At 70.1% G+C, this 23449-nt stretch carries 30 protein-coding genes; 9 read left to right on the plus strand and 21 right to left on the minus strand.

The annotated features are described in order from the left end of the window. Positions 1-73 precede the first annotated feature (73 nt). The 3 genes from menE to Q7X29_RS31390 all read left to right on the plus strand — a co-directional run bounded on the left by menE (position 74) and on the right by Q7X29_RS31390 (position 3096). Positions 74-1198 carry an o-succinylbenzoate--CoA ligase gene (gene menE, locus Q7X29_RS31380; protein WP_218719683.1) on the plus strand — a complete coding sequence of 375 codons (1125 nt, stop codon included), beginning with the start codon at positions 74-76 and terminating at the stop codon, positions 1196-1198. Positions 1199-1288: 90 nt separating this feature from the next. Beyond that, complete coding sequence (locus tag Q7X29_RS31385) at positions 1289-2275, plus strand: ATP-binding cassette domain-containing protein (RefSeq protein ID WP_218719589.1); 987 nt, start codon at positions 1289-1291, stop codon at positions 2273-2275. Beyond that, the gene (locus tag Q7X29_RS31390; protein WP_316576189.1) at positions 2272-3096 is read left to right on the plus strand and encodes an ABC transporter permease; all 825 of its coding nucleotides are present in this window, start codon (positions 2272-2274) and stop codon (positions 3094-3096) included. Before Q7X29_RS31385 ends, Q7X29_RS31390 begins: the two co-directional genes overlap by 4 nt. A gap of 31 nt (positions 3097-3127) precedes the next feature. Here Q7X29_RS31390 and Q7X29_RS31395 read toward each other — a convergent pair whose 3' ends face one another. Continuing rightward, positions 3128-6760: an AfsR/SARP family transcriptional regulator gene (locus Q7X29_RS31395; RefSeq protein WP_316576190.1), complete on the minus strand. Its 3633-nt coding sequence runs from the start codon at positions 6758-6760 to the stop codon at positions 3128-3130. A 120-nt stretch (positions 6761-6880) separates the two neighbouring features. Here Q7X29_RS31395 and Q7X29_RS31400 point away from each other — a divergent pair, with 120 nt between their 5' ends. Both Q7X29_RS31400 and Q7X29_RS31405 read left to right on the plus strand, forming a co-directional pair. Further along, entirely contained in the window at positions 6881-7339 is a 459-nt protein-coding gene (locus tag Q7X29_RS31400; RefSeq protein WP_218716648.1) for an SRPBCC family protein, read from the plus strand. Positions 7340-7367: 28 nt separating this feature from the next. Then, on the plus strand, positions 7368-8237 hold the full coding sequence (locus Q7X29_RS31405) for a 1,4-dihydroxy-2-naphthoate polyprenyltransferase (protein ID WP_218716647.1): 870 nt from the start codon (positions 7368-7370) through the stop codon (positions 8235-8237). On the opposite strand, the gene Q7X29_RS31410 is transcribed toward Q7X29_RS31405, so the two are convergent. The 6 genes from Q7X29_RS31410 to Q7X29_RS31435 form a co-directional block, all read right to left on the minus strand. Beyond that, entirely contained in the window at positions 8234-8620 is a 387-nt protein-coding gene (locus Q7X29_RS31410) for a phage holin family protein (protein ID WP_218716646.1), read from the minus strand. The two genes, Q7X29_RS31405 and Q7X29_RS31410, sit on opposite strands and share 4 nt — an antisense overlap. 62 nt (positions 8621-8682) lie before the next feature. After that, a complete protein-coding gene (locus Q7X29_RS31415; RefSeq protein WP_316576191.1) occupies positions 8683-9258 on the minus strand; it encodes a Clp protease N-terminal domain-containing protein in 576 nt (191 codons plus the stop codon). Further along, the gene (locus Q7X29_RS31420) at positions 9258-9479 is read right to left on the minus strand and encodes a helix-turn-helix domain-containing protein (protein ID WP_110039216.1); all 222 of its coding nucleotides are present in this window, start codon (positions 9477-9479) and stop codon (positions 9258-9260) included. The genes Q7X29_RS31415 and Q7X29_RS31420 overlap by 1 nt, the downstream gene beginning before the upstream one ends. 54 nt (positions 9480-9533) lie before the next feature. Further along, entirely contained in the window at positions 9534-10076 is a 543-nt protein-coding gene (locus Q7X29_RS31425; RefSeq protein ID WP_316576192.1) for a dihydrofolate reductase family protein, read from the minus strand. Positions 10077-10127: 51 nt separating this feature from the next. Further along, on the minus strand, positions 10128-11213 hold the full coding sequence (locus tag Q7X29_RS31430) for an L-cysteine desulfhydrase Cds1 (RefSeq protein WP_316576193.1): 1086 nt from the start codon (positions 11211-11213) through the stop codon (positions 10128-10130). Next, on the minus strand, positions 11210-11536 hold the full coding sequence (locus Q7X29_RS31435) for a DUF4229 domain-containing protein (RefSeq protein ID WP_218716642.1): 327 nt from the start codon (positions 11534-11536) through the stop codon (positions 11210-11212). Before Q7X29_RS31435 ends, Q7X29_RS31430 begins: the two co-directional genes overlap by 4 nt. A 219-nt stretch (positions 11537-11755) precedes the next feature. Here Q7X29_RS31435 and Q7X29_RS31440 point away from each other — a divergent pair, with 219 nt between their 5' ends. The 3 genes from Q7X29_RS31440 to Q7X29_RS31450 all read left to right on the plus strand — a co-directional run bounded on the left by Q7X29_RS31440 (position 11756) and on the right by Q7X29_RS31450 (position 13003). Continuing rightward, complete coding sequence (locus Q7X29_RS31440; RefSeq protein WP_019049435.1) at positions 11756-11965, plus strand: BldC family transcriptional regulator; 210 nt, start codon at positions 11756-11758, stop codon at positions 11963-11965. A gap of 114 nt (positions 11966-12079) precedes the next feature. Beyond that, entirely contained in the window at positions 12080-12274 is a 195-nt protein-coding gene (locus Q7X29_RS31445; protein ID WP_218716641.1) for a hypothetical protein, read from the plus strand. Between the two features lie 72 nt (positions 12275-12346). Then, on the plus strand, positions 12347-13003 hold the full coding sequence (locus Q7X29_RS31450; RefSeq protein ID WP_255586998.1) for a hypothetical protein: 657 nt from the start codon (positions 12347-12349) through the stop codon (positions 13001-13003). 68 nt (positions 13004-13071) lie between these two features. Here the strand turns inward: Q7X29_RS31450 and Q7X29_RS31455 are convergent, their stop codons facing one another. From Q7X29_RS31455 to hemL, 9 genes are all read right to left on the minus strand, one after another. Continuing rightward, positions 13072-13248 (minus strand): hypothetical protein, encoded by a 177-nt coding sequence (locus Q7X29_RS31455; protein WP_316576194.1) that lies wholly within the window; start codon positions 13246-13248, stop codon positions 13072-13074. Between the two features lie 278 nt (positions 13249-13526). Then, a complete protein-coding gene (locus Q7X29_RS31460) occupies positions 13527-13670 on the minus strand; it encodes a hypothetical protein (protein WP_316576195.1) in 144 nt (47 codons plus the stop codon). 27 nt (positions 13671-13697) lie between these two features. Beyond that, positions 13698-14663, minus strand: a complete 966-nt coding sequence (gene ccsB, locus Q7X29_RS31465) for a c-type cytochrome biogenesis protein CcsB (RefSeq protein WP_316576196.1) — start codon at positions 14661-14663, stop codon at positions 13698-13700. Next, positions 14663-16297, minus strand: coding sequence for a cytochrome c biogenesis protein ResB (resB, locus tag Q7X29_RS31470; protein ID WP_218716637.1), 1635 nt, complete (start codon positions 16295-16297; stop codon positions 14663-14665). The genes ccsB and resB overlap by 1 nt, the downstream gene beginning before the upstream one ends. Then, on the minus strand, positions 16297-17109 hold the full coding sequence (locus Q7X29_RS31475; protein WP_316576197.1) for a cytochrome c biogenesis CcdA family protein: 813 nt from the start codon (positions 17107-17109) through the stop codon (positions 16297-16299). Before Q7X29_RS31475 ends, resB begins: the two co-directional genes overlap by 1 nt. Continuing rightward, positions 17109-17276, minus strand: a complete 168-nt coding sequence (locus tag Q7X29_RS31480; RefSeq protein ID WP_218716635.1) for a hypothetical protein — start codon at positions 17274-17276, stop codon at positions 17109-17111. The genes Q7X29_RS31475 and Q7X29_RS31480 overlap by 1 nt, the downstream gene beginning before the upstream one ends. Before the next feature lie 56 nt (positions 17277-17332). Continuing rightward, complete coding sequence (locus Q7X29_RS31485) at positions 17333-17974, minus strand: TlpA disulfide reductase family protein (RefSeq protein WP_218716634.1); 642 nt, start codon at positions 17972-17974, stop codon at positions 17333-17335. After that, positions 17971-18708, minus strand: a complete 738-nt coding sequence (locus Q7X29_RS31490; RefSeq protein WP_374104826.1) for a histidine phosphatase family protein — start codon at positions 18706-18708, stop codon at positions 17971-17973. The genes Q7X29_RS31485 and Q7X29_RS31490 overlap by 4 nt, the downstream gene beginning before the upstream one ends. Beyond that, positions 18705-20003 (minus strand): glutamate-1-semialdehyde 2,1-aminomutase, encoded by a 1299-nt coding sequence (hemL, locus tag Q7X29_RS31495; protein WP_218716652.1) that lies wholly within the window; start codon positions 20001-20003, stop codon positions 18705-18707. The genes Q7X29_RS31490 and hemL overlap by 4 nt, the downstream gene beginning before the upstream one ends. 253 nt (positions 20004-20256) lie before the next feature. Between hemL and Q7X29_RS31500 the strand changes: the two genes are divergently transcribed. After that, the gene (locus Q7X29_RS31500) at positions 20257-20664 is read left to right on the plus strand and encodes a hypothetical protein (protein ID WP_316576198.1); all 408 of its coding nucleotides are present in this window, start codon (positions 20257-20259) and stop codon (positions 20662-20664) included. On the opposite strand, the gene Q7X29_RS31505 is transcribed toward Q7X29_RS31500, so the two are convergent. The 5 genes from Q7X29_RS31505 to hemB form a co-directional block, all read right to left on the minus strand. Further along, entirely contained in the window at positions 20661-20882 is a 222-nt protein-coding gene (locus tag Q7X29_RS31505) for a hypothetical protein (RefSeq protein WP_316576199.1), read from the minus strand. The genes Q7X29_RS31500 and Q7X29_RS31505 overlap by 4 nt on opposite strands. Before the next feature lie 83 nt (positions 20883-20965). Continuing rightward, entirely contained in the window at positions 20966-21235 is a 270-nt protein-coding gene (locus tag Q7X29_RS31510; RefSeq protein WP_218716631.1) for a hypothetical protein, read from the minus strand. Further along, positions 21232-21672: a hypothetical protein gene (locus Q7X29_RS31515; RefSeq protein WP_218716630.1), complete on the minus strand. Its 441-nt coding sequence runs from the start codon at positions 21670-21672 to the stop codon at positions 21232-21234. Before Q7X29_RS31515 ends, Q7X29_RS31510 begins: the two co-directional genes overlap by 4 nt. A gap of 278 nt (positions 21673-21950) precedes the next feature. Beyond that, positions 21951-22463, minus strand: a complete 513-nt coding sequence (locus Q7X29_RS31520; RefSeq protein ID WP_308248371.1) for a hypothetical protein — start codon at positions 22461-22463, stop codon at positions 21951-21953. Further along, positions 22460-23437, minus strand: coding sequence for a porphobilinogen synthase (gene hemB, locus Q7X29_RS31525; RefSeq protein WP_218716629.1), 978 nt, complete (start codon positions 23435-23437; stop codon positions 22460-22462). Before hemB ends, Q7X29_RS31520 begins: the two co-directional genes overlap by 4 nt. Positions 23438-23449: the final 12 nt, after the last annotated feature.

Consider the following 23449-nt stretch of genomic DNA (forward strand, 5'->3'; position numbering starts at 1 on the left):
AGCGCGCACCGCGCAGGCCACAGCCGAGCGCCGGTGAGGGTGTGGCGTGAGCAGAACCCTGCGGACGCTGCAGATGCCGACCGGTTCCGGTGTCGGCGAAGTGCTTCCCCACCTGCGCCAGGCCCTCGACGGCAACGGCCCGGCCTGGCTGCCGATCCCGACCACCGACCGCCGCGAGGCGCGCAGGCTCTCCGACGCGCTCAAGCCCGGCGATCCGATCGACGACGATGTCGCCCTGGTGGTGACCACCTCGGGCACCACCGGCATCCCCAAGGGCGCCCTGCTGGGCGCCGAAGCCCTGCGGGCCAGCGGTAACGCCACCCACGAGCGGCTCGGCGGACCGGGCAGCTGGTTGCTGGCCCTGCCGACCCACCACATCGCGGGCATCCAGGTGCTGCTGCGCAGCATCCTGGCGGGCACCGAGCCGACCGTGCTGGACGTGTCGGGCGGTTTCCTGCCCGAGGCGCTCGCCGGCGCGGTGGCCGCGATGCGCGGGCCGCGCCGCTACACCGCGCTGGTGCCGACGCAGCTGATCAAGTCGCTGGATTCGCCGGTGGCCGCCAAGGCGCTGGCCGAACTCGACGGCGTGCTGGTCGGCGGGGCGGCGACACCGCTGCCGGTCTACGAACGCGCGCGCGAGGCGGGCATCACCGTCGTGCGGACCTACGGCATGAGCGAGACCTGCGGCGGCTGCGTCTACGAGGGCGTACCGCTCGACGGCACCGAGGTGCGGATCGAGGACGGCCGGGTGCTGCTCGGCGGCGCGATGATCGCCCGCGGCTACCGCAACCTGCCCGACCACCCCGCCTTCGCCGAACCCGGCTGGTTCCGCACCGAGGACGCGGGCACCTACACCGACGGCGTGCTCTCGATCAGCGGCCGCCTCGACGAGGCGATCATGACCGGCGGGCTGCTGGTGATCCCGCAGGTGGTGGAGGCTGTGCTGGCCAACCATCCCGGGATCAGGGAGTGCATCGTGCTCGGCCTGCCCGACGAGCGGCTGGGTCAGCGGGTCGCGGTGGCGATCGTGCCGGTGCCCGGCGCCGCGCCGACCCTGGACGAGATCCGCGCCCACGTGGTCGCCGAACTCGATTCCATCGCCGCGCCGCGCGAGCTGGCCGTGCTGACCGAGATCCCGCTGCGCGGCCCCGGCAAGCCCGATCGCGCGGCCCTGCGCGAACACCTGCTGGCTCTCTGACCGGCGCGCTGTAGACCCCTCGAGGTTGTGCCAGGAGGTCGACAGCGCCGCGCAAGGGCCGTGCAAGGCGGGCCGGGCACCGTAGGTCCCATGACTTACACACCCACTTCAGCCCTCGCCGTCGAGGCGGACGGTCTGGTCAAGGTGTTCGGCAAGCAGCGTGCCGTGGACGGGGTGAGCCTGGCGGTGCCGCGCGGCTCGGTCTACGGGGTGCTCGGACCGAACGGCGCGGGCAAGACGACGACCATCAAGATGCTCGCCACGCTGCTGCGTCCCGACGGCGGCAGCGCGCGGATCTTCGGCCACGACGTCGTCGAACGGCCCAACGCGGTCCGCTCGCTGATCGGCGTCACCGGCCAGTACGCCTCGGTCGACGAGGAGCTCTCCGCCACCGAGAATCTGATCATCTTCGCCCGCCTGCTCGGCCTGAGCAGGCCCGACGCCCGTCGTCGCGCCGTCGAGCTGCTCGCCGAGTTCGACCTCGCCGAGGCGGCGAACAAGCCGCTCAAGAACTTCTCCGGCGGCATGCGCAGGCGCCTGGATCTCGCGGCCAGCCTGATCTCCACCCCGCCGCTGCTGTTCCTCGACGAACCGACCACCGGCCTCGATCCGCGCACCCGCGCCCAGATGTGGGACACCATCCGCAGGCTGGTCACCGAGGGCGCGACCGTGCTGCTGACCACCCAGTACCTCGACGAGGCCGACCAGCTGGCCGACCGGATCGCCGTGATCGACCACGGCCGGGTGATCGCCGACGGCACCGCCGATGAGCTCAAGGCCTCCATCGGCGGCTCCTCGGTGCATCTGACGCTGCTCGATCGCGGGCAGCTCGAGGAAGCCCGGCGCATCGTCGGCGACTTCCTCGGCGTCGCCGCCCAGATCAGCCCGGAGGCGGGCCGGCTCACCGCGCCGCTGCCCGATCCGAACCTCACCGCCGACCTGCTGATCCGCCTGCGCGACTGGGAGATCGGCGTCGAGGAGATCACCGTCTCCAAGCCGACCCTCGACGAGGTCTTCCTCACCATCACCGGCCACCCGGCCGACGAATCCGACGACACCGAACGGAGCGCGGCATGACCGCAGTTCTCACCGCTCCCCCACCCGCCACCGACGTCACGCAGGTCAGCGACCGGGTGGGCCTGCGCGAGACGATCTCCACCTCGTTCACCATGGCCTATCGCGGCCTGCTCAAGATCAAGCACAATCCCGAGCAGCTCTTCGACGTGACGGTGCAGCCGATCCTGTTCACCGCGCTGTTCACCTACATCTTCGGCGGCGCGATCTCGGGCAGCGTCGACAACTACCTGCCCGTGCTGATCCCCGGCATCCTCGTCCAGACGGTGGTGCTCACCTCGGTGGTCACCGGCACCCAGCTGCGCGAGGACATGGACAAGGGCGTCTTCGACCGCTTCAAATCCCTGCCCATCGCCCGGGTTTCGGCCCTGGCCGGGGCACTGCTGGCCGATATGGTGCGCTACGGCATCGCCTCCACGCTGACGATCATCGTCGGCCTGTGCCTGGGCTACCGGCCCGGCGGCGGCTTCGCCGGTGTCGTCGCGGCCTGCCTGGTGGTCGTGGTCTGCTCGTTCGCGATCAGCTGGGTGTGGGCGCTGGTCGGCGTCACCGGCAAGAGTGCCGCCTCCGTGCAGGGCATCTCGATGATGGTGATGTTCCCGCTGACCTTCATGTCCGGCGCCTTCGCCCCGGTGAGCACCATGCCGGGCTGGATGCAGGCGATCAACCACGCCAACCCGGTGTACTACATGGTCAACACCTGCCGGGACCTGATGAACGCCAACATCTACAGCAGTGACCTGGTCTGGTCGCTGGTCGGTTCGCTCGTGGTCATCGCGGTGTTCGCGCCGCTGACCGTGCGCGCCTACATGCGCCGGGCCTGACTCCCGCACTACCGCAACGGCATCCGATCCGTCAGGGTCGGATGCCGTCGGCGTATCCGTCGAGGTGCGCGACGATCTCGATGATACGGGTGGCCGCGGCGAGGCGACGCACCCCCGCCGCCGCGCGCTCGGCCCCGGCCAGCGCGTCCGCGCCCACCCGCTCCCGGTGCAGGGCGCGATGGCGGGCCAGCTCCATCGACGGATAGTCCTGTCGGGCCGCCGAAGCCGCCGCGAGCGTGAGCAGTTCGAGTCCTTCGGGTCGGGCGGGATCGGTCGCCAGCAGGTAGGAGCCGAGCGCGCAGCCGACCGCGCCGATCTGCGGCAGGTCGAGATACTGCGAGAGTCTGCGCTCGGTGGTCGCGACGATCTGAACCACCAGATCGTCGGCCGCCGCGGCCCGGTCGTGCAGGACGTGGGCGCTGACCGCCGCCGCCGACACCATCATCGCGCCGGGCCCGGGACTGAGCTCGAAATCGGGCCAGCCCAGCAGATCCAGGGCCCGGCGATAGTGCCGGAGTCCGGCATCGATGTCACCGTCGGCCAGTTCCAGTTCGGCGACCGCGGTCGCGACCGTCGAGAGCCGATGGTTGCGGCGGATGGTGGGGTCGTCGACCTGGCCGAGCCCGGAATCCTCGGAGCCGAGCACGAAGTCGATCTCCGCGCGGGCCTGCTCGCGCTGTCCGGCGCCGATCAGGACGGCCGACAGGAAGCACCGGCCCTCCAGGATCTCGTCGTCGACCCGCAGGCGGCTCATCTGCCCCAGCGCCTGCCGGTAGTAGGTGGCCGCCTCGGCGTACCGCGCGGATTGGCCGCACAGCTGGGCCAGATGCTGGCTCATCATCGCCGCGCCCCAGATGTCCTGCGAGGCCAGTTCGTCCAGCGCGCGCAGCGCGTCGCGGGTCGAGCCCGCCACATTGCCCGCGTTCTCCCAGAAGTTGGCGCGGGCGGCCAGCGCGGCCACCCGGGCGCTGCGCTCCGGCGAATGGGCGCCGTCGGCGAGCAATCGCCCCAGACGGAAAGCCTGGGGGCGCACCGTGATCAGCCCCCCGAGCAACCGCAGGCCCGGATCGAGCCCGGGGTGGCGCAGCAGCCTGCGGGCCCGCAGCCGGGCCCGGGCGACCGGACGCGCGTCACCGCCGTTGTGGAACATCAGGTGCAGACAGGTCAGCATGTGCGTGACCATCTGGAGGTCGGCGGCCACCCCGGTGACCGGCTCCGGCGGCGTGACCGCGACCAGCCGCACCGCCCAGCCGATGAACTCCAGATGCGCGCCCCGCATCACCCACAGCGTCGCGACCACCGGGAACACGGTGTAGACCGTGTCGGCGTCGGCGTGCGCGGTGGCCGTGCGCAGGACCGCGACCAGGTTGTCGAGCTCGGCGGTCACCGCGAGCACCACCGGCACCTGATCGACAGCGGTGTAGTCGGCGACGGCGCCGAGCACGAAGTCCCGCGCCCACCGGGCCATCCGATCGCGGACCAGCGCGGTTTCCGCGCCGCCGGTCGCGGCGTCGACGGCGGCCATCTGCTCGGCGCCGAACTCGCGCACGGTCTCGAGCATGCGATACCGGATACCGGTGCCGTCGGGGTCGTCGAGCACGGTGAGCAGCGACTGCCCGACCAGGCCGTCGACCGCGGCGGCGACCTCGGCGACCTCGGGCCCGGCCGCGACGACCTCGGCCGCCGACAGGGTGAACCCGCCCGGGAACCGCGACAGCCTGCGCAGCACGATCTGCTGATCGAGGTCGAGCAGATTCCAGCTCCACGCGATCACAGCGTGCAGCGTGCGATGCCGCAGCGGCGCGGCCCGATCACCGCTGCGCAGCAGGGCGAAACGATGCTCGAGCCTGGATTCGATCTCGGCGACGCTCATCGTGCGCACCCGGGCCGCGGCCAGCTCGATCGCCAGCGGCAGACCGTCCAGGGTGCGGCACAGCCGGGCCACGATCTCCGGGTCGAGCCGGACGTCGGGGCGCACCGCCCGCGCTCGCGCCGTGAACAGATCCGTCGCGGGTGAGCCCGCCGCGTCGATCGCCAACGGTGCCAGCGGATAGACGGATTCGGCGGTGATCGCCAGTGGCGAGCGGCTGGTGGTCAGGACGGTGAGCTGGGCGCAGCTGCCGACCAGGTCGGCGACCACCTCGGCGGCCGCCTCGATCACGTGCTCGCAGTTGTCCAGGATCAGCAGGGTCGGGCGGGCGGCGAGCGCGTCGCGCAGTCGAGCGCGCTGGTCGACCTGCCGTCCCAGGCGCAGACCGCCCGGCTCCCGCATCACCTCACCCAGGCCCATGACGTGCCCGATCGCCGCTTCGATGTCGACCAGGGCCTGCGGGCCCGCCGACTCGGCCTGCACCGGGGCCAGCTCGACCAGCACCACCGGCACGGTGCCGGTGAGTCGTTCGCCGACCGCGTTCGCCACGCGGGTCTTGCCGGTGCCGCCGGGGCCGAGCACGGTCGTCACCCGCGACCGGCGCACCAGATCGGTGATCGCGTCGAGATCGGCCGCGCGACCGAGTAGTTCGTTGGGGGCGGCGCGCAGGCCGAGGGAGGTGGGCGGGAGGGTGCGCGGTTGGCCGTTGGATCGGTCCGGGGCGCCCGCGCCGCCGGGTTGTCCGACCGCGGGTGTGTCCCAGCCGCTGTTCGCCGCCGACCACCCGTCCCGGCTCGGCGGCTCGGTCGCGCCCGGGGTCCTCGTCCGCGCTGCGAGGTCGTCGGTGATCGCGGCGCCGACCGTCGCGCGGTCGTCCCCGTTCGCGCTCCGATTCGCCGGTGGTGAACCGGCGACCGCGCGTTCGGAGGTGTCGGTCGAGGCGTCCGCGTGATCCGGGCCCCGCTCGGTGCGGCGACGGCTGGCGCCCGGAAGCTCGATCGGATCGCCACGCAACACGGCGGTATTGAGCGCGACCAGGGTCGGACCGGGGTCGGCGCCGAGTTCCTCGATCAGCCGCAGGCGGTAGGCGGCGAAGATTTCGAGGGCGTCGCTGGTGCGTCCCGCGGCGGCGAGCAGGCGGATGAGGGTGGTGTGGGCGGGCTCGTCGAGGGGGTGGGCGGCCGCGTCGGCGGCGGCCAGCGGGATGGCGGCGGGAAAGTCACCGCGCTGGGTGTGCGCGGTCAGCTCGGCGCGATCGAGGTCGCGGCGCAGCTGGTCGGCGGCGGTCCGCAGGTCGTCGGCCGGGCCGGATTCGGGCAGGTCGGCGCCCGGTTCGCCGCGCCACAGGGCGCGGGCGGCGGCGATCGTGGCCAGGCCGGCGGTGGTCTCGCCGGTCGCGAGGAGGTCTTCGGCGCGACGGACCAGGACGGCGGCCGCGGTCAGGTCGATACTGTCGGCGGGCAGGGTCAACCGGTAGCCGGCGGGGCCGATCTCCAACGCGCCGTCGGGCAGCAGCGCCCGCAATCGCGAGACCTGTGTGTGCAGGGCGTTCATCGGCGCGCGGGGCGGCTGGTCGCCCCAGACCTCGTCGACCAGCGACTGCGCGCTGCGGGCCCGGCCGGGGCGCACGGCCAGGGCGGCCAGCAGCAGCCGCGCCCGCGCGCCGGGCAGCGCGAGCAAGGTCGCGTCGTCGCGGCGGATCGCGATCACGCCGAGCACCCCCACGACGATGGGGGACGCGGCCACCGCGACGGTGGGAGGCGGCCCGTCGGGGCCGAGATGCTGTGCAGACATGCCGCAAGTCATCGTAGGCGAGCGCGACGACGAGCCGGCGTTCCCTGCGGGACCGCCCCGGGCGCGACACCACGCCCGCACGCCGCGGAATTGTCGGTAGCCCGGCTTAGGCTGACCCGCATGGGCGACTTCGAGGTGACCCGGCGCACGACCATTGCCGCCGAACCCGCACGCATCCACGGTTTCATCGATGATTTCCGCCAGTGGCGACTGTGGTCGCCATGGGAGGACGCCGATCCGCAGCTCGCACGCACCTATACCGGCCCCGAGTCGGGTGTCGGGGCCCGCTACACCTGGCGCGGCAACCGTAAGGCCGGCGCGGGCGCGATGGAGATCAAGGCCGACGCCGCGCACGAGATCGGCATCGAGCTGGCGTTCGAGAAGCCGTTCAAGGCCACCAACTTCGTCACCTTCACCCTCACGCCGCGCGGCGCCGCCACCGAGGTGACCTGGCGGATGACCGGCACCCACTCCGGGCTGATGGGCGTGCTCGGCAAGGTCTTCCCGATCGACAACATGATCGGCAAGGACTTCGACAAGGGACTGGCCCGGCTCAAGACCATCGCCGAATCCGCCTAGTACACCGGCCGGGGCTAGGCTTCGATCCATGGCTACAGCAGCGGAATGGATCGAGGGCGCCCGGCCGCGGACGCTGCCGAACGCGATCGCGCCGGTACTCGCCGGCACCGGCGCGGCCGCGTCGATCGGCGGGGCCGTCTGGTGGAAAGCGATACTGGCGCTGCTGGTTTCGCTGGCGCTGATCGTCGGCGTGAACTACGCCAACGACTACTCCGACGGCATCCGCGGCACCGATGACGTGCGGGTCGGTCCGCTGCGGCTGGTCGGCTCGAAACTGGCCTCCCCCACCGCCGTCCGCAATGCCGCGATCCTCAGCCTGGCGATCGGCGCGGTCGCTGGTCTGGTGCTGGCCGTGACGACCGCCTGGTGGCTGGTCGTACTCGGCGCTGTCTGTCTGGCCGGCGCCTGGTTCTACACCGGCGGCAGCAAGCCCTACGGCTACAGCGGTTTCGGTGAGATCGCCGTGTTCGTGTTCTTCGGCCTGATCGCGGTGCTGGGCACCCAGTACGTGCAGGCGCTGCGCGTGGACTGGGTGGGACTGCTGCTGGCGATCGGCGTCGGCGCGTTCTCCAGCGCGGTGCTGGTCGCCAACAATCTGCGCGACATCCCCACCGACACCGAGGCCGGGAAGGTCACCCTCGCGGTGAAACTCGGCGACGCGCGCACCCGCACGCTGCACCTGATGCTGCTGGTCGCGCCGTTCGTGATCAGCCTGGCCCTGGTGGCCCGCACCCCGTGGGCACTGGCCGGACTGCTGGCGTTGCCGCTGGCGATCCGTGCCAATGCCCCGGTGCGCACCGGCAAGGGTGGGCTGGAACTGATTCCCGCCCTGCGCGATTCCGGGCTGGCGCTGCTGGTCTGGTCGGCACTGAGCGCGCTGGCCGTCGGACTCGGTTAGTCGTCGCCGTCCGGGACGAGGATGCCGAGCGCCCAGTTGACCAGCGAGATGATCACACCGCCCCAGAACGCCGCCCAGAAACCGTCGACCCGCAGACCGTAGTCGGACAGTTCGGTGATCTTCGCGGTGAGCCAGAGCATGCCCGCGTTCACCAGCAGCAGGAACAGGCCGAGCGTGAGGATCACGAACGGCAGGGACAGGAGCTTCACGATCGGCTTGATGACGGCGTTCACCGCGGTGAACACCGCCGCGACGATCAGGATCACCAGGGCTTTGCCCCAGTTCCCCGAATCGGCCGGGACCAGGATGTCGATCTTGTCGATCCACGCCGCCGCGGCCCAGATGGCAATGGCGTTGATGACCAATCGAATGGCTAGCTGCATAGAGCCATGCTAGGCCCGGAAACGGACATTGCGGCGGGTCTGACACACACCCGACGCAGAATTCACGCTGCGCGGTCGAGCATTCCGTAGACGTCGGCACGCAAGTCGGCGGCCCCGTCGCGGCCGCCGAGCAGGTCGGTGGTGGCCGGGTCGGCGCCGCGCAGGATCCCGAGCAGCAGGTAGGCGGTGGAGATCTCGCGCTCCCTGCGGTGGATCGCCTCGCGCAGAGCGAGTTCGAGCGACTTCTTGGCCGGCCCGGCGAACGGGATGTGCCCGGCGCCCAGCAACCGGCCGAAGACGCCGCGACGGACCTCGGGTTCGGCCCGGTCCCAGGCCTCGGGGCCGAAGTTCTCGGTGACGCTGGCCCGCACGGCGTCGAGGTCGATGCCGATCGAGCGCAGGGCTTCGGCGTCGTCGGCGCCCAGCGGCGGCGCGCTCGTCCGGGCGGCGAGAGCGGTGCGCACCCCGTCGGCGGTGATGCCCCGCGCGTCGAGCACCGCCCGCAGGCCTGGCTCGGCGTGGGTGATCACACCGAGCAGCACGTGCTCGGGTCCGATCTGCGTCGCGCCCAGGTCCTTGGCGTCGTCCTGGGCGCTCACTACCGCCACCCTGGCCTGTCGGCTGAACTTCTCGAACATCAGCGGGTACCGCCCTTCCGGTTGTGTTTCTGATGCACCGCCTGCTTGCTGACCTCGAGCGCTTCGGCAATCGCCTGCCACGACCAGCCGTTGGCCCTGGCATTGGCCACCTGGATGGCTTCGAGCCGGTCGGCCAGCCTGCGCAGGGCGAGTACCGCGCGCAGGCCGACCGCCGGATCGGGATTGCCCGCCGCCGAGGCGAGCGTTGTTGCATCGGTCATGTCGTCAATTTTGATTGACGATCCACGCGGTGTCAACAAAAATTGACAACACGGTCAGCTCACCCGGTACACCAGCTTCGCGAACTGGCCCAGCTGGGCGACCTCGACCAGCCGCAGCCGATCGGAGAGCAGGCGGCGCGGCAGCAACGGGGCGCCGCCGCCGAGGGTCACCGGCGCGACGCCGACGACCACCTCGTCGAGCAGTCCGGCATCGGCGAACTGTCCGGCGAGATCGCCGCCGCCGATGATCCAGATGTCGCGGCCGTCAGCGGCGGCGACCATCTCCGCGTGCACCGGCCCGACCTCGCTCGCGACGAAGCGCACATTCGCACCGGGCAGCTCGGGCAGCTCACGATGGGTGAACACCCAGGTCGGGCGGTCACCGTAGTTCTCGTGCCACACTTCGGGCGGCTCGTTGGCCACCATCCACTCATAGGTCGTCGCGCCGAGACACATCGCACCGACGCCGAGCAGGAATTCGCTGACATCGCCGGTCGCGTTGTCGGCATCGGGGACGGCCATCAGCCAATCCAGCGAGTTGTCGGGATCGGCGATGTAACCGTCGAGGCTGGTAGCGGTGTAGTAGCGGGTCGTCATGGACACTGATCCTGACAGTGAAACCTGACACCTCCGGTCAGGTTTCACGGATCAGCCGTGCCAGCGCCCCGTGGCGGCGAATTCGGTGAGGACGGCGGTGGGTCCGGCCAGGTCGAGATTCTGGGCGTCGAGCCAGGCGTCGTCGAAATAGGTACCGGCGTAGCGGTCGCCGCCGTCGCACAGCAGCGTCACCACGCTGCCGGTACGGCCCGCGGCGAGCAGCTCCGATACCAGGTGGAAGGCACCCCACAGGTTCGTCCCGGTCGAACCACCGACCCGCCTGCCCAGCACCGTGCTGGCGTGGCGCGCCGTGGCGACCGAGGCCGCGTCCGGAACCAGGATCATCCGGTCGACGACCTGCCCGATGAAGGACGGCTCGACCCGCGGCCTGCCGATGCCCTCGATCCGCGACGGCATCCCGGTCTCGTAGCCCGCGTCACCGGTCTCGTAGCCACCGAAGAACGCCGAATGCTCGGGGTCGACCACGGCCAGCCTGGTCGCGTGCCTGCGATAACGGATGTAGCGGCCGATCGTGGCGCTGGTGCCGCCGGTGCCCGCGCCGACCACGATCCACTCCGGGATCGGATTGGTCTCCAGCGCCAGCTGCTGGAAGATGGATTCGGCGATGTTGTTGTTGCCGCGCCAGTCGGTCGCGCGCTCGGCATGGGTGAACTGGTCCATGAAATGCCCGCCGGTCTCGGCGGCCAGGCGCTTGGCCTCGGTGTACATCTCCGGCGCCCGCTCGACGAAATGACATCGCCCGCCCTGGGCTTCGATCAGCGCGATCTTCTGCGGCGACGTGCTCGCCGGCATCACCGCGACGAAATCCAGGCCGAGCAGCTTCGCGAAGTAGGCCTCGCTGACCGCCGTCGACCCCGACGACGCCTCCACCACCGTGGTGCCCTCGGTGACCCAGCCGTTGCAGATCGCGTACAGGAACAGCGAGCGCGCCAGCCGGTGCTTGAGGCTGCCGGTGATGTGGGTGGACTCGTCCTTGAGGTACAGCTGCACCGGCCAGGCGGCAGGCAGCGGATACCGCAGCAGGTGGGTGTCGGCCGAGCGCTGGGAGTCGGCGTCGATCAGCCGGACGGCGTTGTCGACCCAGTCACGCGGGGCGCTGCGGTCGAGGTATTTCACGCGGCCGACCCGTCGTCGTCACCTCGCAACCGGGCCCGCAGCTGCGCCTTGTCCTGGCGGCGGCGCGCGTCGACGACGGCGATGTCCTCGTTGACCTTCGTGCGCAGCTTCTTGAAGAGGGTGAGCGAGAGCGGCATCGCGACGATCAGCGCGAACAGCGCGGCCACGATGATCGGCACCTCGACGCCGATGAGCTTGGCGACGCCGATGATCACCGCGGCGATCAGCACGACGAGCCCGAGCCGGGCCAGCGTGTAGAGGGCCAGATTGCGGACCAGCCGCTTCCCCGCGCCAGAACCTTGCTGACCAGTTGCTTCACTCACGCCACCAGCTTATGCGCGCCGCCGGTGAAGCCGTCAACAGACCCGCGCACGGCCGAAGGCGGGCCCGACCCCACGACGGCCAGGCTCGGCGCAGCCCCGTTCGCGGCTTTTGTCTATTACTTCCCCTTTACCAACAGTAGGTGGTTCGACTACGTGGGGGTCGCAGTGCGACGATGACGCCATCTGATGAGGGAACTGTCGAGAACGGAGAGGTTAGCTATGACTGCGATCACCGTCGGCGGCCAGGACACTCTGCTGACACCAGGCCAAGTAGCCGCAATGTTCCACGTAGACCCCAAGACCGTCACCCGGTGGGCCCATGCGGGCAGGCTCGGTTCGCTGCGCACGCCGGGCGGGCATCGCCGATTCCGCGAGTCCGAGGTTCTGCAGTTGCTGAAATCGCTCACCACCGAGGCAGCACCCCGCTGACCCGACCGGCCGACGCGAGTCCACTCGGGCTCGCGTTTGCCGGGAATTTCCCTTCCGTTACGGATGTGCACACGGCGCGGACACGGCTACCCTCGATAGCAGGAGGTGAGCGACGTGACGTACGTGTTGGCACTCATCGCGATCGTGGCCGTCGCGGTGTTGTGCTGGAAGGCGTTCGGCCCCGAGAAGGCAGGACCGAGTTCCGGCCCACCGTCGCGGCGACCGATTCTCGGCCCCGACGACGACCCGGAATTCCTCTGGCGCCTCGGCAAGCAGCACCGCGACGATTCCGGCCAGTCCGACCTGTAGTTCGCGCGCGCGTGAGCTTACCCACATACCCCCCGATGCACCGCGAAAAACCCGGGTAGATAACGTATTCCGGTGATCGATGTGCAGCAGAGTTCCATTCCGACCACTTGGCGCGCGGCCGACGGCAGCGCCGTGACGTTCACCGAGGCACGGTCGGCGTGGACTCGCGCCGCACACGAGGTCCTCGCCGACACCGCGACCAGGTTCAACAACTTCATCGTCAACACCGAGTTGGCGGAGCTGGTCCAGGAGGAATCCGGGATCCGCACGCAGGTGAAGTGGCAGCACTGGCTGCCCGTCGTGCTGGACAAGGTCGCCGAGCACTGTCACAAGAACAACGAGCCGCCGCTGAGCGCGCTGTGCGTGCGCAAGAACCAGACCGTGGGCACCGGCTACCGCTACATCCTCGAACTCGCGGGCCTGCCCATCCCCGACGACCTCGAGATGCACGCCGCCGCGGCCCGCTGGCAGTGCTACCAGCACTACGCCACCGACCTCCCCGCCGACGGCGGCCTCCCCACCCTCCCCCCGAAGGTCGCGGCCCTGCGCCAGCAGACCTCCCAGGACCTCGCCGCCGCCGAAGCGGCCGAAGCCGCCGCCAAGCCCAAGCGCACCTCGACGTCCTCGCGCCGCAGCGTCACCGTCCCCAAGCCGGAACCGGTCCGCAAGCCCGTCTGCCTCAACTGCCACGTCGAACTCCCGGCCAACAAGATCTGCTACTACTGCTGATCGGCGATCACCCGAACGATGCCCGGACGCTCATCTGAGCGTCCGGGCATCGTCGTCTCCGATCACCGCTACACGGCTTGGACGGTCACCCGGTAGCCGATGGTGATCTCTTTGCCGATATGCGCGGCACCGCCGAGGTAGAGCCATCTGGCGGTACCACCGGCGCGTGGATCAGGGAGGTATGTCGCACGGACGTATTCGACTCCCGACGGGAACCCACTCGCGGGAGCAGACGCCGTGCTCATCCACCACCCTTCAGCCCACACTCGCGGTTCGGGCGCGCCCGCGGGCAACGGTGGGACGTCCGGGAGGAAACCACCGAACTCGTCAGCCGCAGCCCGGGCAGACTGAAAGAACCTCCCCGTCATGACGAGTCGCACAATACCGCTGTAGATCGTGCAGGTCGCCGTGAGCTGCAACGGCGGAGCAGGTTGCGCGGAGAACTCCAGGGCCATGCGCCGACTGTACGGACGAGCCGACCAGACGGCGTCAGTTCCCCATCGGCGACCTCGGGGTACTCGATTCAGCCGACCGCGAGTGACGGCGTGATGTCAAAGACCGTGGCTACGCACTGCCAGAACAGCGGCGCCACTTCCGCCACCGGTGCCACCGTGCTGCTGGGGTGGGTGTCCGAGAAGCACTCGATCACCACGGTTCCGTCGGCCACCGGAACCAGCGATCCGGGGGCGAAGAGTCAGTTCAACCCGGCGTAGCTGTGCAATCCCGAGATCACCATGTTGATGATGAAGAGGTTGAACAGCATCGCGACGAAGCCGGCGATGTTGATCCAGGCGGCCTTGGTGTCGCGCCAGCCGGAGGTGGCTCGGGCGTGGAGGTAGGCGGCGTAGAGGACCCAGGCGATGAAGGAGCAGGTTTCCTTGGGGTCCCAGCCCCAGAAGCGGCCCCAGGCGGCTTCGGCCCAGATGGCGCCGAGGATGACGCCGGCGCCGAAGAGGGGGAAGCCGATGATGGTGGTCTTGTAGGCGAGCTGGTCGAGGGTGCGGGCGTCGGGGAGGCGGCGGGCGATGGTGCCGAAGATCGAGTTCGACTCCGCGCCCGCGGGCTGGCGCATGCGGTAGAGGTAGAGCAGGCTGGCGACGCCGGAGACCAGGAAGACGCCGCTGCCGATGCTGACGATGGTGACGTGGATCGGCAGCCAGAACGAACGCAGCGCGGGGACGACGGGCGCGGCGTCGGCGTAGAGGACGGTGCCGGCCAGGAACATCAGGATCAGCACGGGGACCAGCAGGAAGACCCACATGGACCGGTAACGCTGGTCACGCAGGAAGTACAGGCCGATCACCACGGCGGCCGCGGTGGCCATGGTGGTGAACTCGTACATGTTGCCGAGCGGGAAGCGGTGGGTGGCGAAGCCGCGCAGCACGATCGAGCCGACGTGCAGCAGCGCGCCGACGAGCAGTACCGCGAACGCCATGTTGCCGAGGCGCTCGGAGGTCGGCTTGGCGGCCGGGGTCTCGATCCGGCCGGGCAGCGACGGGTCGACGGGCGCGCCCGCGGTGACCAGCTCGCGCTCCGCGACCTTGTTGGCGCGCGCCGAGGCGTACTGCACCAGCAACAGCACCAGCGCCAGGGCGTAGATCGCCATGGCCGACATGAAGGCGAAGTCGCTGTAGCGCGCCACCGTTTCGTCGATCGGCATCAGTTCTCCGTTTCCGCGTCCAGTACCCGCGCGCGCAGCCGGTCGAATTCGCCGCCCCAGCCCGCCTGATCGCTTCTGGCCAGACCGCCCATTTCTACTACGGTCCGTCGTTGATCCACGGTACCTGCCCCGCTCTCGGCGGGGTACGCCCGGATCCAGATTCGGCGCCGCTTGACCAGCAGCGACACCAGCAGGCCCGCCATCATCGTCAGCGCGCTCACCAGCACCCATTGCTGGGCCGGATCGTGCGAGACCTGGAGGTTCACGAATTCCTTCGCGCCGTCGAAGGTCACCTTCGCGCCGCTGGGCAGCGTGGTCGACTCGCCCGGTCGCAGGTTGACCCGCGCCTCTTTGGTGAGCCGACCCTGCTTGATCATCTCCGGATCCAGCGAGAACAGCGACTGCGAGCGGCCGGTGTCCAGGCCGGTGTTGCCGCGGTAGATGTCGACGGCGACGGCCGGATCGTCCATCGTCGGGAACGACGAGGTGAGCAGGCTGCCGTGGAACAGCGCCGTCGGGGCGAACAGTCCCTCGATGGCGATCTGGTTCTGCCTGCGCTCCTCGTCGGTGGCGTACATGCCGCCGGGCGGGTCGATCCGCAGGACGCCGCTGGACAGGAAGGTCCTGGCGTCGTCGGGGCGCCACTGGATGGTCTCGGTGCGGGTCTGCCCGTTCGGGAAGGTGACGGTGAACGTCGGCGCGAAACCGTGACCCTGCAGGTAGACGCGGTCACCGGCGACGCGCAGCGGATGGTTCACCCGCAGCTCGGTGGAGCGCCAGGTATCGGTGCTCAGGTCTTCGCCCGCCTGGTACTCGACGTTCGAGGTGAACATCTCGGCCTGGCCGGTGGGCAGGTAGTCGGCCTTGAAGTCCTTGACCCGCACGCACAGCGGGGTCATCCCGGTGCCGTCGTTGACATTGCCCGCGCGGAAGGAGTCGAATACCGCGGGCGAGGTGGTGCAGAAGCCGGCGCCGTTGTCGGCGATCACGATGACGTTGCCCTCGTAACCGAACAGCTTGCCCAGCGCGATCGAGGCGAGCAGCCCCACCAGCGACAGGTGGAAGACCAGGTTGCCGAACTCGCGCAGGTAGCCCTTCTCGGCCGACAGCGTGACCTCGCCGTCGCGCTTGCCCGGCCGCACCTCGGTGCGCCAGCCGCGCAGCTGCCCACGCGCCTGCTCGACGACGGCGTCGGCGTCGCGGTCGACGGTCTCGCTGAAGTGGTGCGGCAGCCGGCCCAGATTGCGCGGCGTCGGCACCGGCGGGGTGCGCAAGGCCCGGTAGTGGTCCCAGCAGCGCGGCAGGATGCAGCCGACCAGCGAGATGAACAGCAGCACGTAGATGGCGGTGAACCAGAAGCTGCCGAACACGTCGAACAGCTCGAACCGGTCCATCCACGGACCCAGCGTCGGCCGGTCGGCGATGTACTGCTCGACCTTCTGCGTGTTCAGGCTGCGCTGGGGCAGCAAGGCGCCGGGAATGGCGGCCAGGGCCAGCAGGAACAGCAGCACCAGGGCGGTGCGCATGCTGGTGAGGCCGCGCCAGGTATTGCGGACCAGGGCCCAGGCACGGCCGGGCAGGGACTGCCGGACGGGCGGGTTGGGGGTGGTCGGCGGAGTCAGTGTGTCAGTCATCAGATCGGGAGAGTCACCTCGGAGACGAACCCGTCACGCACCCAGCCGACGAACTGATCCCATGCCCCCGTGACCAGCGCGACGCCGACGGCGACGAGCAGAACACCCCCGATTACCTGAATGGTGCGCGAGTTGCGCCGCAACCATCCCACCCCACGCAGCGCGCCGGCCGACCCGAACGCCAGCACGACGAACGGCAGCCCGAGCCCGAGGCAGTACGCCACGATCAGCGCGACACCGCGCGCCGCGGTCGTGCCCTCGGTGCCCGCGGACACCGCCATCACGCCCGACAGTGTCGGCCCGAGGCACGGCGTCCAGCCCAGCGCGAACACCCCGCCCAGCAGGGGCGCGCCGACGATGCTGGTGAACCTGCGCGGTTCCATCCTGGTGTCGCGCTGGAGCGCGGGCACCAGGCCGATGAAGACCAGACCCATCAGAATGGTCACCACACCGCCGATGCGCTGCAGCAACTCCCGGTTGACGTTGAGGGTCTGGATCACGCCGAACACGGTGGCCGTGGCCAGCACGAATACCACCGTGAACCCGGCGACGAACAGTCCGGCGGCACCGGCCACCCGCAGCTTGGCGCTACGGCGCTGCGCGGTGAGCGTGCCCACCTGCGCGGCACTGGCCGGTGGCGCCTCGGCGCCGACCAGCCCGGCCAGATAGGACAGGTACCCCGGCACCAACGGCACGACACACGGTGAAGCGAACGACACCAGGCCCGCGAGCAGGCAGGCACCCAACGCCAACAGCAACGGACCCGATGCCGCCGTCTGCTGGAAGGAATCCCCGACTGCGGCGAGCACCATCACTCGCTGGTGTCCTCGTCACGCTGCTCGTCGCGGGGCAACGACAGGGTGCGCTCGGTCTCGGCCGGCTCGACCGGGCCGAAATCGAACAGGCCCGCGCCGGCGACGCTGCGCGGGACGGTCGCGATGCCCGCCCAACGATCGTCGACGGTCCACCCCGCTCCCATGCGGCGCGCGCCCTGACGGGGGCGACACGCGGTCAGATTTCCGGGACGACGACGGCTCACTGCTTCTCCTCGGCGGCGATGCGCTCGACCACGGGCTGCAGATCTTCTGCCAATAGCGAGCGAAGGAAGACCGCGGCGACCCGGTGCTGACGATCCAGGATCAACGTGGTCGGAATGACACTGGTGGGAAAGTTTCCGCCGAGCGCGAGCAAGGTTCGCATCGACGGGTCGTAGATGGACGGGTATTCGATCTTGTTGTCCACTACGAAGTCCTGGGCTTTGTCCCGCTGGTGATCGCGGACATTGATGCCCAGGAACGCGACGCCCTTGTCCTTGGTCGCCGCGAAGACCTTTTCGAGCGCGGGCGACTCGGCGCGGCACGGGCCACACCACTGTCCCCACAGATTCACGACCACGATCTGGTTCGGGAAATCGTCGACCGAGACGGTCTTTCCCTCGTTCATCAGATCGGGCCCCGAGAGCTTGCCGATCGTTCCGCGCGTCGCGGGCGGATCGTAGTAGATATCGGTTCTACCACCGGGCGAGACGAATTCGAAGGTGCCGCCCCCGGTGGCCACCGCATCGGTACCTGTCGAACAGCCGGCGGCCGCGACGATCACGAACAGCGCGGACAGGACGGCAGTGATCGCCCGCAGCCGGTGGCTGCGGGCGGGGACCGACGCGGTGGAGCGTGTCATGCGCCGTGAACCGAAGGGTCGGAGGCGCCCGCTGGTTCGGAGTACACGATGTCCACCAGGGTATCCCCGTGGTAGACCAGCGAGGTCAGCGAGGCGAGCGAGCACTGCCGGTTGCGCGGGTCGTGCCACAGACGCTGGCCCTGCAGGAACCGGCGCAGCGTCCACACGGGCAGCTGATGCGAGACCAGCACCACCTCGTGACCGGCGCCCTCGACGCGGGCCTTGTTGACCGCGGCCAGCATGCGATGCGCGATCTGCAGATACGGCTCGCCCCAGGACGGGGTGAACGGGTCGCGCAGCTTCCACCAGTGCCGGGGCTTGCGCAGCGCGCCGTCGCCGACGGACACCCGCAGGCCCTCGAAGGTGTTGCCCGCCTCGATCAGGTTCTCGTCGGTGCGCACGATGACGTCGTGGGCGGCCGCGATCGGGGCCGCCGTCTCCTGGGCGCGTTGCAGCGGGGAGGCGATCACCAGGGAGACGTCGTGGTCGGCCAGCGAGCGCGCGACGGCCCCGGCCTGCGATCGGCCGGTCACCGAGAGGCTGAAGCCGGGCAGGCGACCGTAGAGGATGCCGTTCGGATTGTGCACCTCGCCGTGGCGCAGCACGTGGACGATGGTTTCCACCGTCGCGGGGTCGTCGTCGAGGCCGGGCGGCGCGGCGGCGGGCGCGGGATGCGGCGCCTCGTCACCGTCGACCGGAGTGGTGAATTCTGCGTCGGGCTGGTCGGAGCTCACGCTGGGGATCCTTCGGGGGTTGCGGCCGCGGCCGCGAGGGCGGCGGCGGGCAGAGCGGCGGCGATACGGTCGAACGCGTCCTCGTCGAGCGCCGCGGAGACGAACCATGCCTCGAACGCGCTCGGCGGCGCGTACACGCCCGCGTCGAGCAGAGCGTGGAAGAAGGCTGGGTAACGCCAGGTCTGGCTCGCCTTGGCGGCGGCGTAGTCGGTCACCGGGCGGTCGGCGAAGAACACGCTCACCATATTGCCTGCGAACTGCACTTGATGCTCGACCCCGGCCTCGGTCAGGGCTTTCGCGAACAGACCGCCGAGCCGATCGGCGTTGCGATCCAGGGCCGCGTACACCTCGGCGTCGGCGGCGCGCAGCGTCGCCAGGCCGGCCGCGACGGCGACGGGGTTACCGGAGAGCGTGCCCGCCTGATAGACCGGGCCGAGCGGAGCGAGGTTGTTCATGATCTCGGCGCGACCGCCGAACGCGGCGGCGGGCAGGCCGCCGCTCATCACCTTGCCGAAGGTGTAGAGGTCACCGGCGACGCCCTCGCGGCCGTACCAGCCCGCGGCACTGACCCGGAAGCCGGTCATGACCTCGTCCATGATCAGCAGCGCGCCGTTGTCGTGCGCCAGGGTGCGCAGGCCCTCGTTGAAGCCGGGCAGCGGCGCGACCGCGCCCATGTTGCCCGCGGCGGCCTCGGTGATGACGCACGCGATCCGGCCCGGGTTGGCCTCGAACGCGGCAGCGACGGCGGTCAGGTCGTTATAGGGCAGCACGATGGTGTCGGCGGCCTGGGCGCCGGTGACGCCGGGCGAGGTCGGCAGCCCGAGCGTGGCGACGCCGGAGCCCGCGTCGGCCAGCAGCGCGTCGACGTGGCCGTGGTAGCAGCCGGCGAACTTGATGATCTTGGACCGGCCGGTGAAGCCGCGGGCCAGCCGCACCGCGCTCATGGTGGCCTCGGTGCCGGAGTTGACCAACCGGACCCGCTCGACCGGCTCGACCCGCGCGGCGATGGCCTCGGCCAGTTCGATCTCGGCCTCGGTGGGCGCGCCGAACGACAGTCCGCCGGTGGCGGCCCGCTGCACCGCTTCGACGACGGCGGGGTGCGCGTGGCCCAGGATCATCGGACCCCAGGAGCAGACCAGATCGACGTATTCGTTGCCGTCGGCGTCGACGAGGGTGTAGCCGTTCGCCGAGGCGATGAACCGCGGAGTTCCGCCGACCGAATTGAACGCACGGACCGGGGAATTGACCCCACCCGGGATCACCGAAGCGGCCCGCTCGAAGAGCTGAGCGGACATCGGTACCTGCGACGGACTGGCCTCGGCCGCGCGCGGAGAAGAACTCACGGATTCCAGTCTCTCAGCTCGCCTCGGCGCGCCGGACGACAGGGTGGAGCACAGTGACCCAGACCGCAGCGACCCACCGGCGACACGCCCGACACGCCGCCCCTGCGCGGAGATCATTTGGATCCGGGTGCGCTGGCCTGCGGCTACGCTGCGGGCTGCTCGAGCACCGAGCGGTAGACATCAGCTATCAGCGGAAGGGTGTTTCATGCGTTTCGGCGTCACCAGCACTGCACTGTGTTTCCCGCGGGCTGCCCTGTGTACGGGGTTCGTCGCGGCCGGAGTGGTCCTCGGCGCGGGCACGGCCACCGCCTTCGCACCGCAGGTCCACCCGGATCGGATCGGCGCCCAGCTCGACCACGAGGAGACCGTCGCGCTCGGCGCGGGTCCGGTCCCGGCGCTCACCGCGATGCTCGTCCCGGCCAACCGGATCGGCGCGGGCCTGCACGGGGACACCACGCTCTACCGCGACGCCGACGGCGGCATCCGCGCCACCCTGCGCCAGGTGGTGACGGAGGCGGCGAGTCATCCCGACGGCACCGTCACCGTGTTCCTGAACGCGCCGGGCACGCGCGGGGGCCGCGTCGTCGACGTCTACCAGCAGTGGGCCGGTTAGGTGTACATGCAGGGGACGTCGGCCGAGATCGTGTGCAGCTGGCACATGATGCCGTTGTAGATGCCGCTCGAGCCGGTCTCCGGGGCGAAGCCACCGGCGGCCGGCTCGGCGACCATGGGGGTCAGGGGCAGGCCTGCGGCCTGGGCGGGTGCCGCTGCCAGGGCGATCGCCGCCACGGCCGCGGCGGCCGTACAGAATCCCGCGGTGAGCTTGGTCATCGGTGGTCCTCCATGTTGCCCGCCGAGGCGAGCGGTCGAGATATGTCCCGAACCCCAACGCGCGCATCGGGATTCGGCTTCACTCAAGACATCGGTTCGACGGACCGCAGTGCTACAGATCGGGTCGCGATCCGGGCGACGGCGTCGATCACCAGCAGCCCCGCGACGATGACCAGCGCGCTGGCGAGCAGCAGCAGCGGCGGCACATAGCGGACGGCCTCGAACCCCGGATGCTCGTCGGAGGTGACGAAGCCGGTCACCCGTCGTGCGTGGCGCCAGCTGTAGACCGCTCCGGCCAGGCAGATCACGGCGAGGCCGAGCTCGAACAGCGCCGTGGCGATCCAGCGTTTCATCCTTGCGATCCTGCCAGGGCCGAGCCCAGCGCGGCGCGCAGCCCGGCGTGGTCGATCGCCCACGCCTGCACGATCCGGCCGTCCACCAGGCGCAACCCGATGCCGCGACGGCGCCGGGGCACGCCGCTGAGCGCGCCGAGCGCCCGGCCTTCGGCGGCGTCGTCGTCATCGGTGGGCAGCACGGCGGCGATCTCGGTCAGCGGCACGGACTCGACGCCCTGATGCAGGGTGGTGCCGGTCAGTTCGACACGGGCGTGGGTGCGGCCGGCGATCACCTGGAGCACCGTGAAACCACCGATGGCGACGGCGCAGAAACCGAGGGCGAACCCGTGCAGCGTGCTGCCCGCGAGCCACTCCACCAGCAGGATCACCGCGCACAACAGCGGGCCGTAGGCGATCGCGCGCCAGCGCGCGCCGGGCTCGGAGAACAACACCATGGGAGGACCGCGGCGCCGAGGGCGCCGGTGGATCAGCCGACCAGACTCGGCAACAGAATCAGTGCGATGGTGACGACGGCCAGCAGGACCATCAAGCCGATGACCAACAGGTCGCGTCGCAGGCGGTGCTGCTGCTCGATCACCACGCGCATCATTGCCTCCGAATCCCCCGGACTTCTACCGGTCACATCACTGGGATTACCCCAAATCCCTGTGATCATGCTCACCATACACTGTGGCGTGTCAGTGACCAAAGACGTCGGGGTTCAACCTGGCGTTCACCGGCGGTTCAGCTGGAAGTACCTGGTCGATTCCGGACGGTAACTCAGGTACGCCGCGCCGACCGCCAGCACGCCCTGCACGATCGCGGTGCCGCCGGCGACCATCGTGGCCACCGAGGTGTCCCCGGAGAAGGCGAACATGGTGGCGATCGCACCCATCCCCAGCCAGACCGCGACGACGGTGAGTACCGTGCGCGCCCAGGACTTGCCCCGGCCGAGCTGCTGCGCGATCAGTACGGTCACCCCGGCGAGCACCAGCCCGACGATCGCGGTCAGTACGAAGGCTGCCAGCACCATCACATCGACCGTGGACGCGGGGAAATTCGGGTCGCTCTTGTGCATCTCGTCGAGGAACTGCTTGCTCAGCTCGTCGCGCTGCCCGGTCATGGTGACGATTCCGGCGCCGGTGTAGACGACCCCGAGCCCGGACACGGCCCACCACAGCTGGCGTGCGGTGCCGACATCCTCGGGCATCGGGAGGGACTCGGGTTTGTGCGGTGGAACGATCACGACAGCCAGTGTGCAGCCTCGGTCGCCCAATAGGTGAGCACGATGTCGGCGCCCGCCCGCCGGATACCGATCAACGACTCCAGGACCGAGGCCCTGCGGTCGATCCAGCCGCGCTCGGCGGCGGCGGTGATCATCGCGTACTCGCCCGAGATCTGGTAAGCGGCGACCGGGACGGTGGAGCGGTCGGCCACATCGCGCAGGATGTCGAGGTAGGACATCGCCGGCTTCACCATCACGATGTCGGCGCCCTCGGCGAGGTCGAGCTCGAGTTCGCGCAGCGACTCGCGGCGGTTGGCCGGGTCCTGCTGGTAGGTGCGGCGATCGCCTTCCAGCGACGAACCGACGGCCTCGCGGAACGGGCCGTAGAAAGCGGAGGCGTACTTCGCCGCGTAGGCCAGGATGGCGGTGTCGGTGCGCCCGACCGCATCCAGACCGCGCCGGATCGCGCCCACCTGGCCGTCCATCATCCCGCTGGTGCCGAGCAGATCGGCGCCCGCCTCGGCCTGCGCGAGCGCCATCTCGACGTAGCGGTGCAGGGTGGCGTCGTTGTCGACCGCGCCGTCGGAACCGATGACGCCACAGTGGCCGTGATCGGTGAACTCGTCCAGACAGGTGTCGGCCATGACGACGGTCGCGTCGCCGACCTCCTCGGCCAGTGCGCGCAGACCGCGGTTGAGGATGCCGTTCGGATCGCTGGCCTGACTGCCGGTGGCGTCCTTGTCCTCGGGCAGCGGCACGCCGAACAGCATCAGGCCACCGACCCCCGCGGTCACCGCTTCGACCGACGCCTTGCGCAGCGAGTCCAGCGAGTGCTGATACACGCCGGGCATCGAACTGATCTCGCGCGGTTCGTCGATGCCGTCGGCGACGAACATCGGCAGCACCAGCTGACGCGGCTCGAGCGTGGTCTCGGCGACGAGCCGACGCAATGCGGGTGTCCTGCGCAACCGCCGCGGGCGGTCGAAAGCGGTCATAGACCGCAGAAT

It is taken from the genome of Nocardia canadensis (assembly GCF_032656385.1).
Taxonomy (GTDB): Bacteria; Actinomycetota; Actinomycetes; order Mycobacteriales; family Mycobacteriaceae; genus Nocardia; species Nocardia canadensis.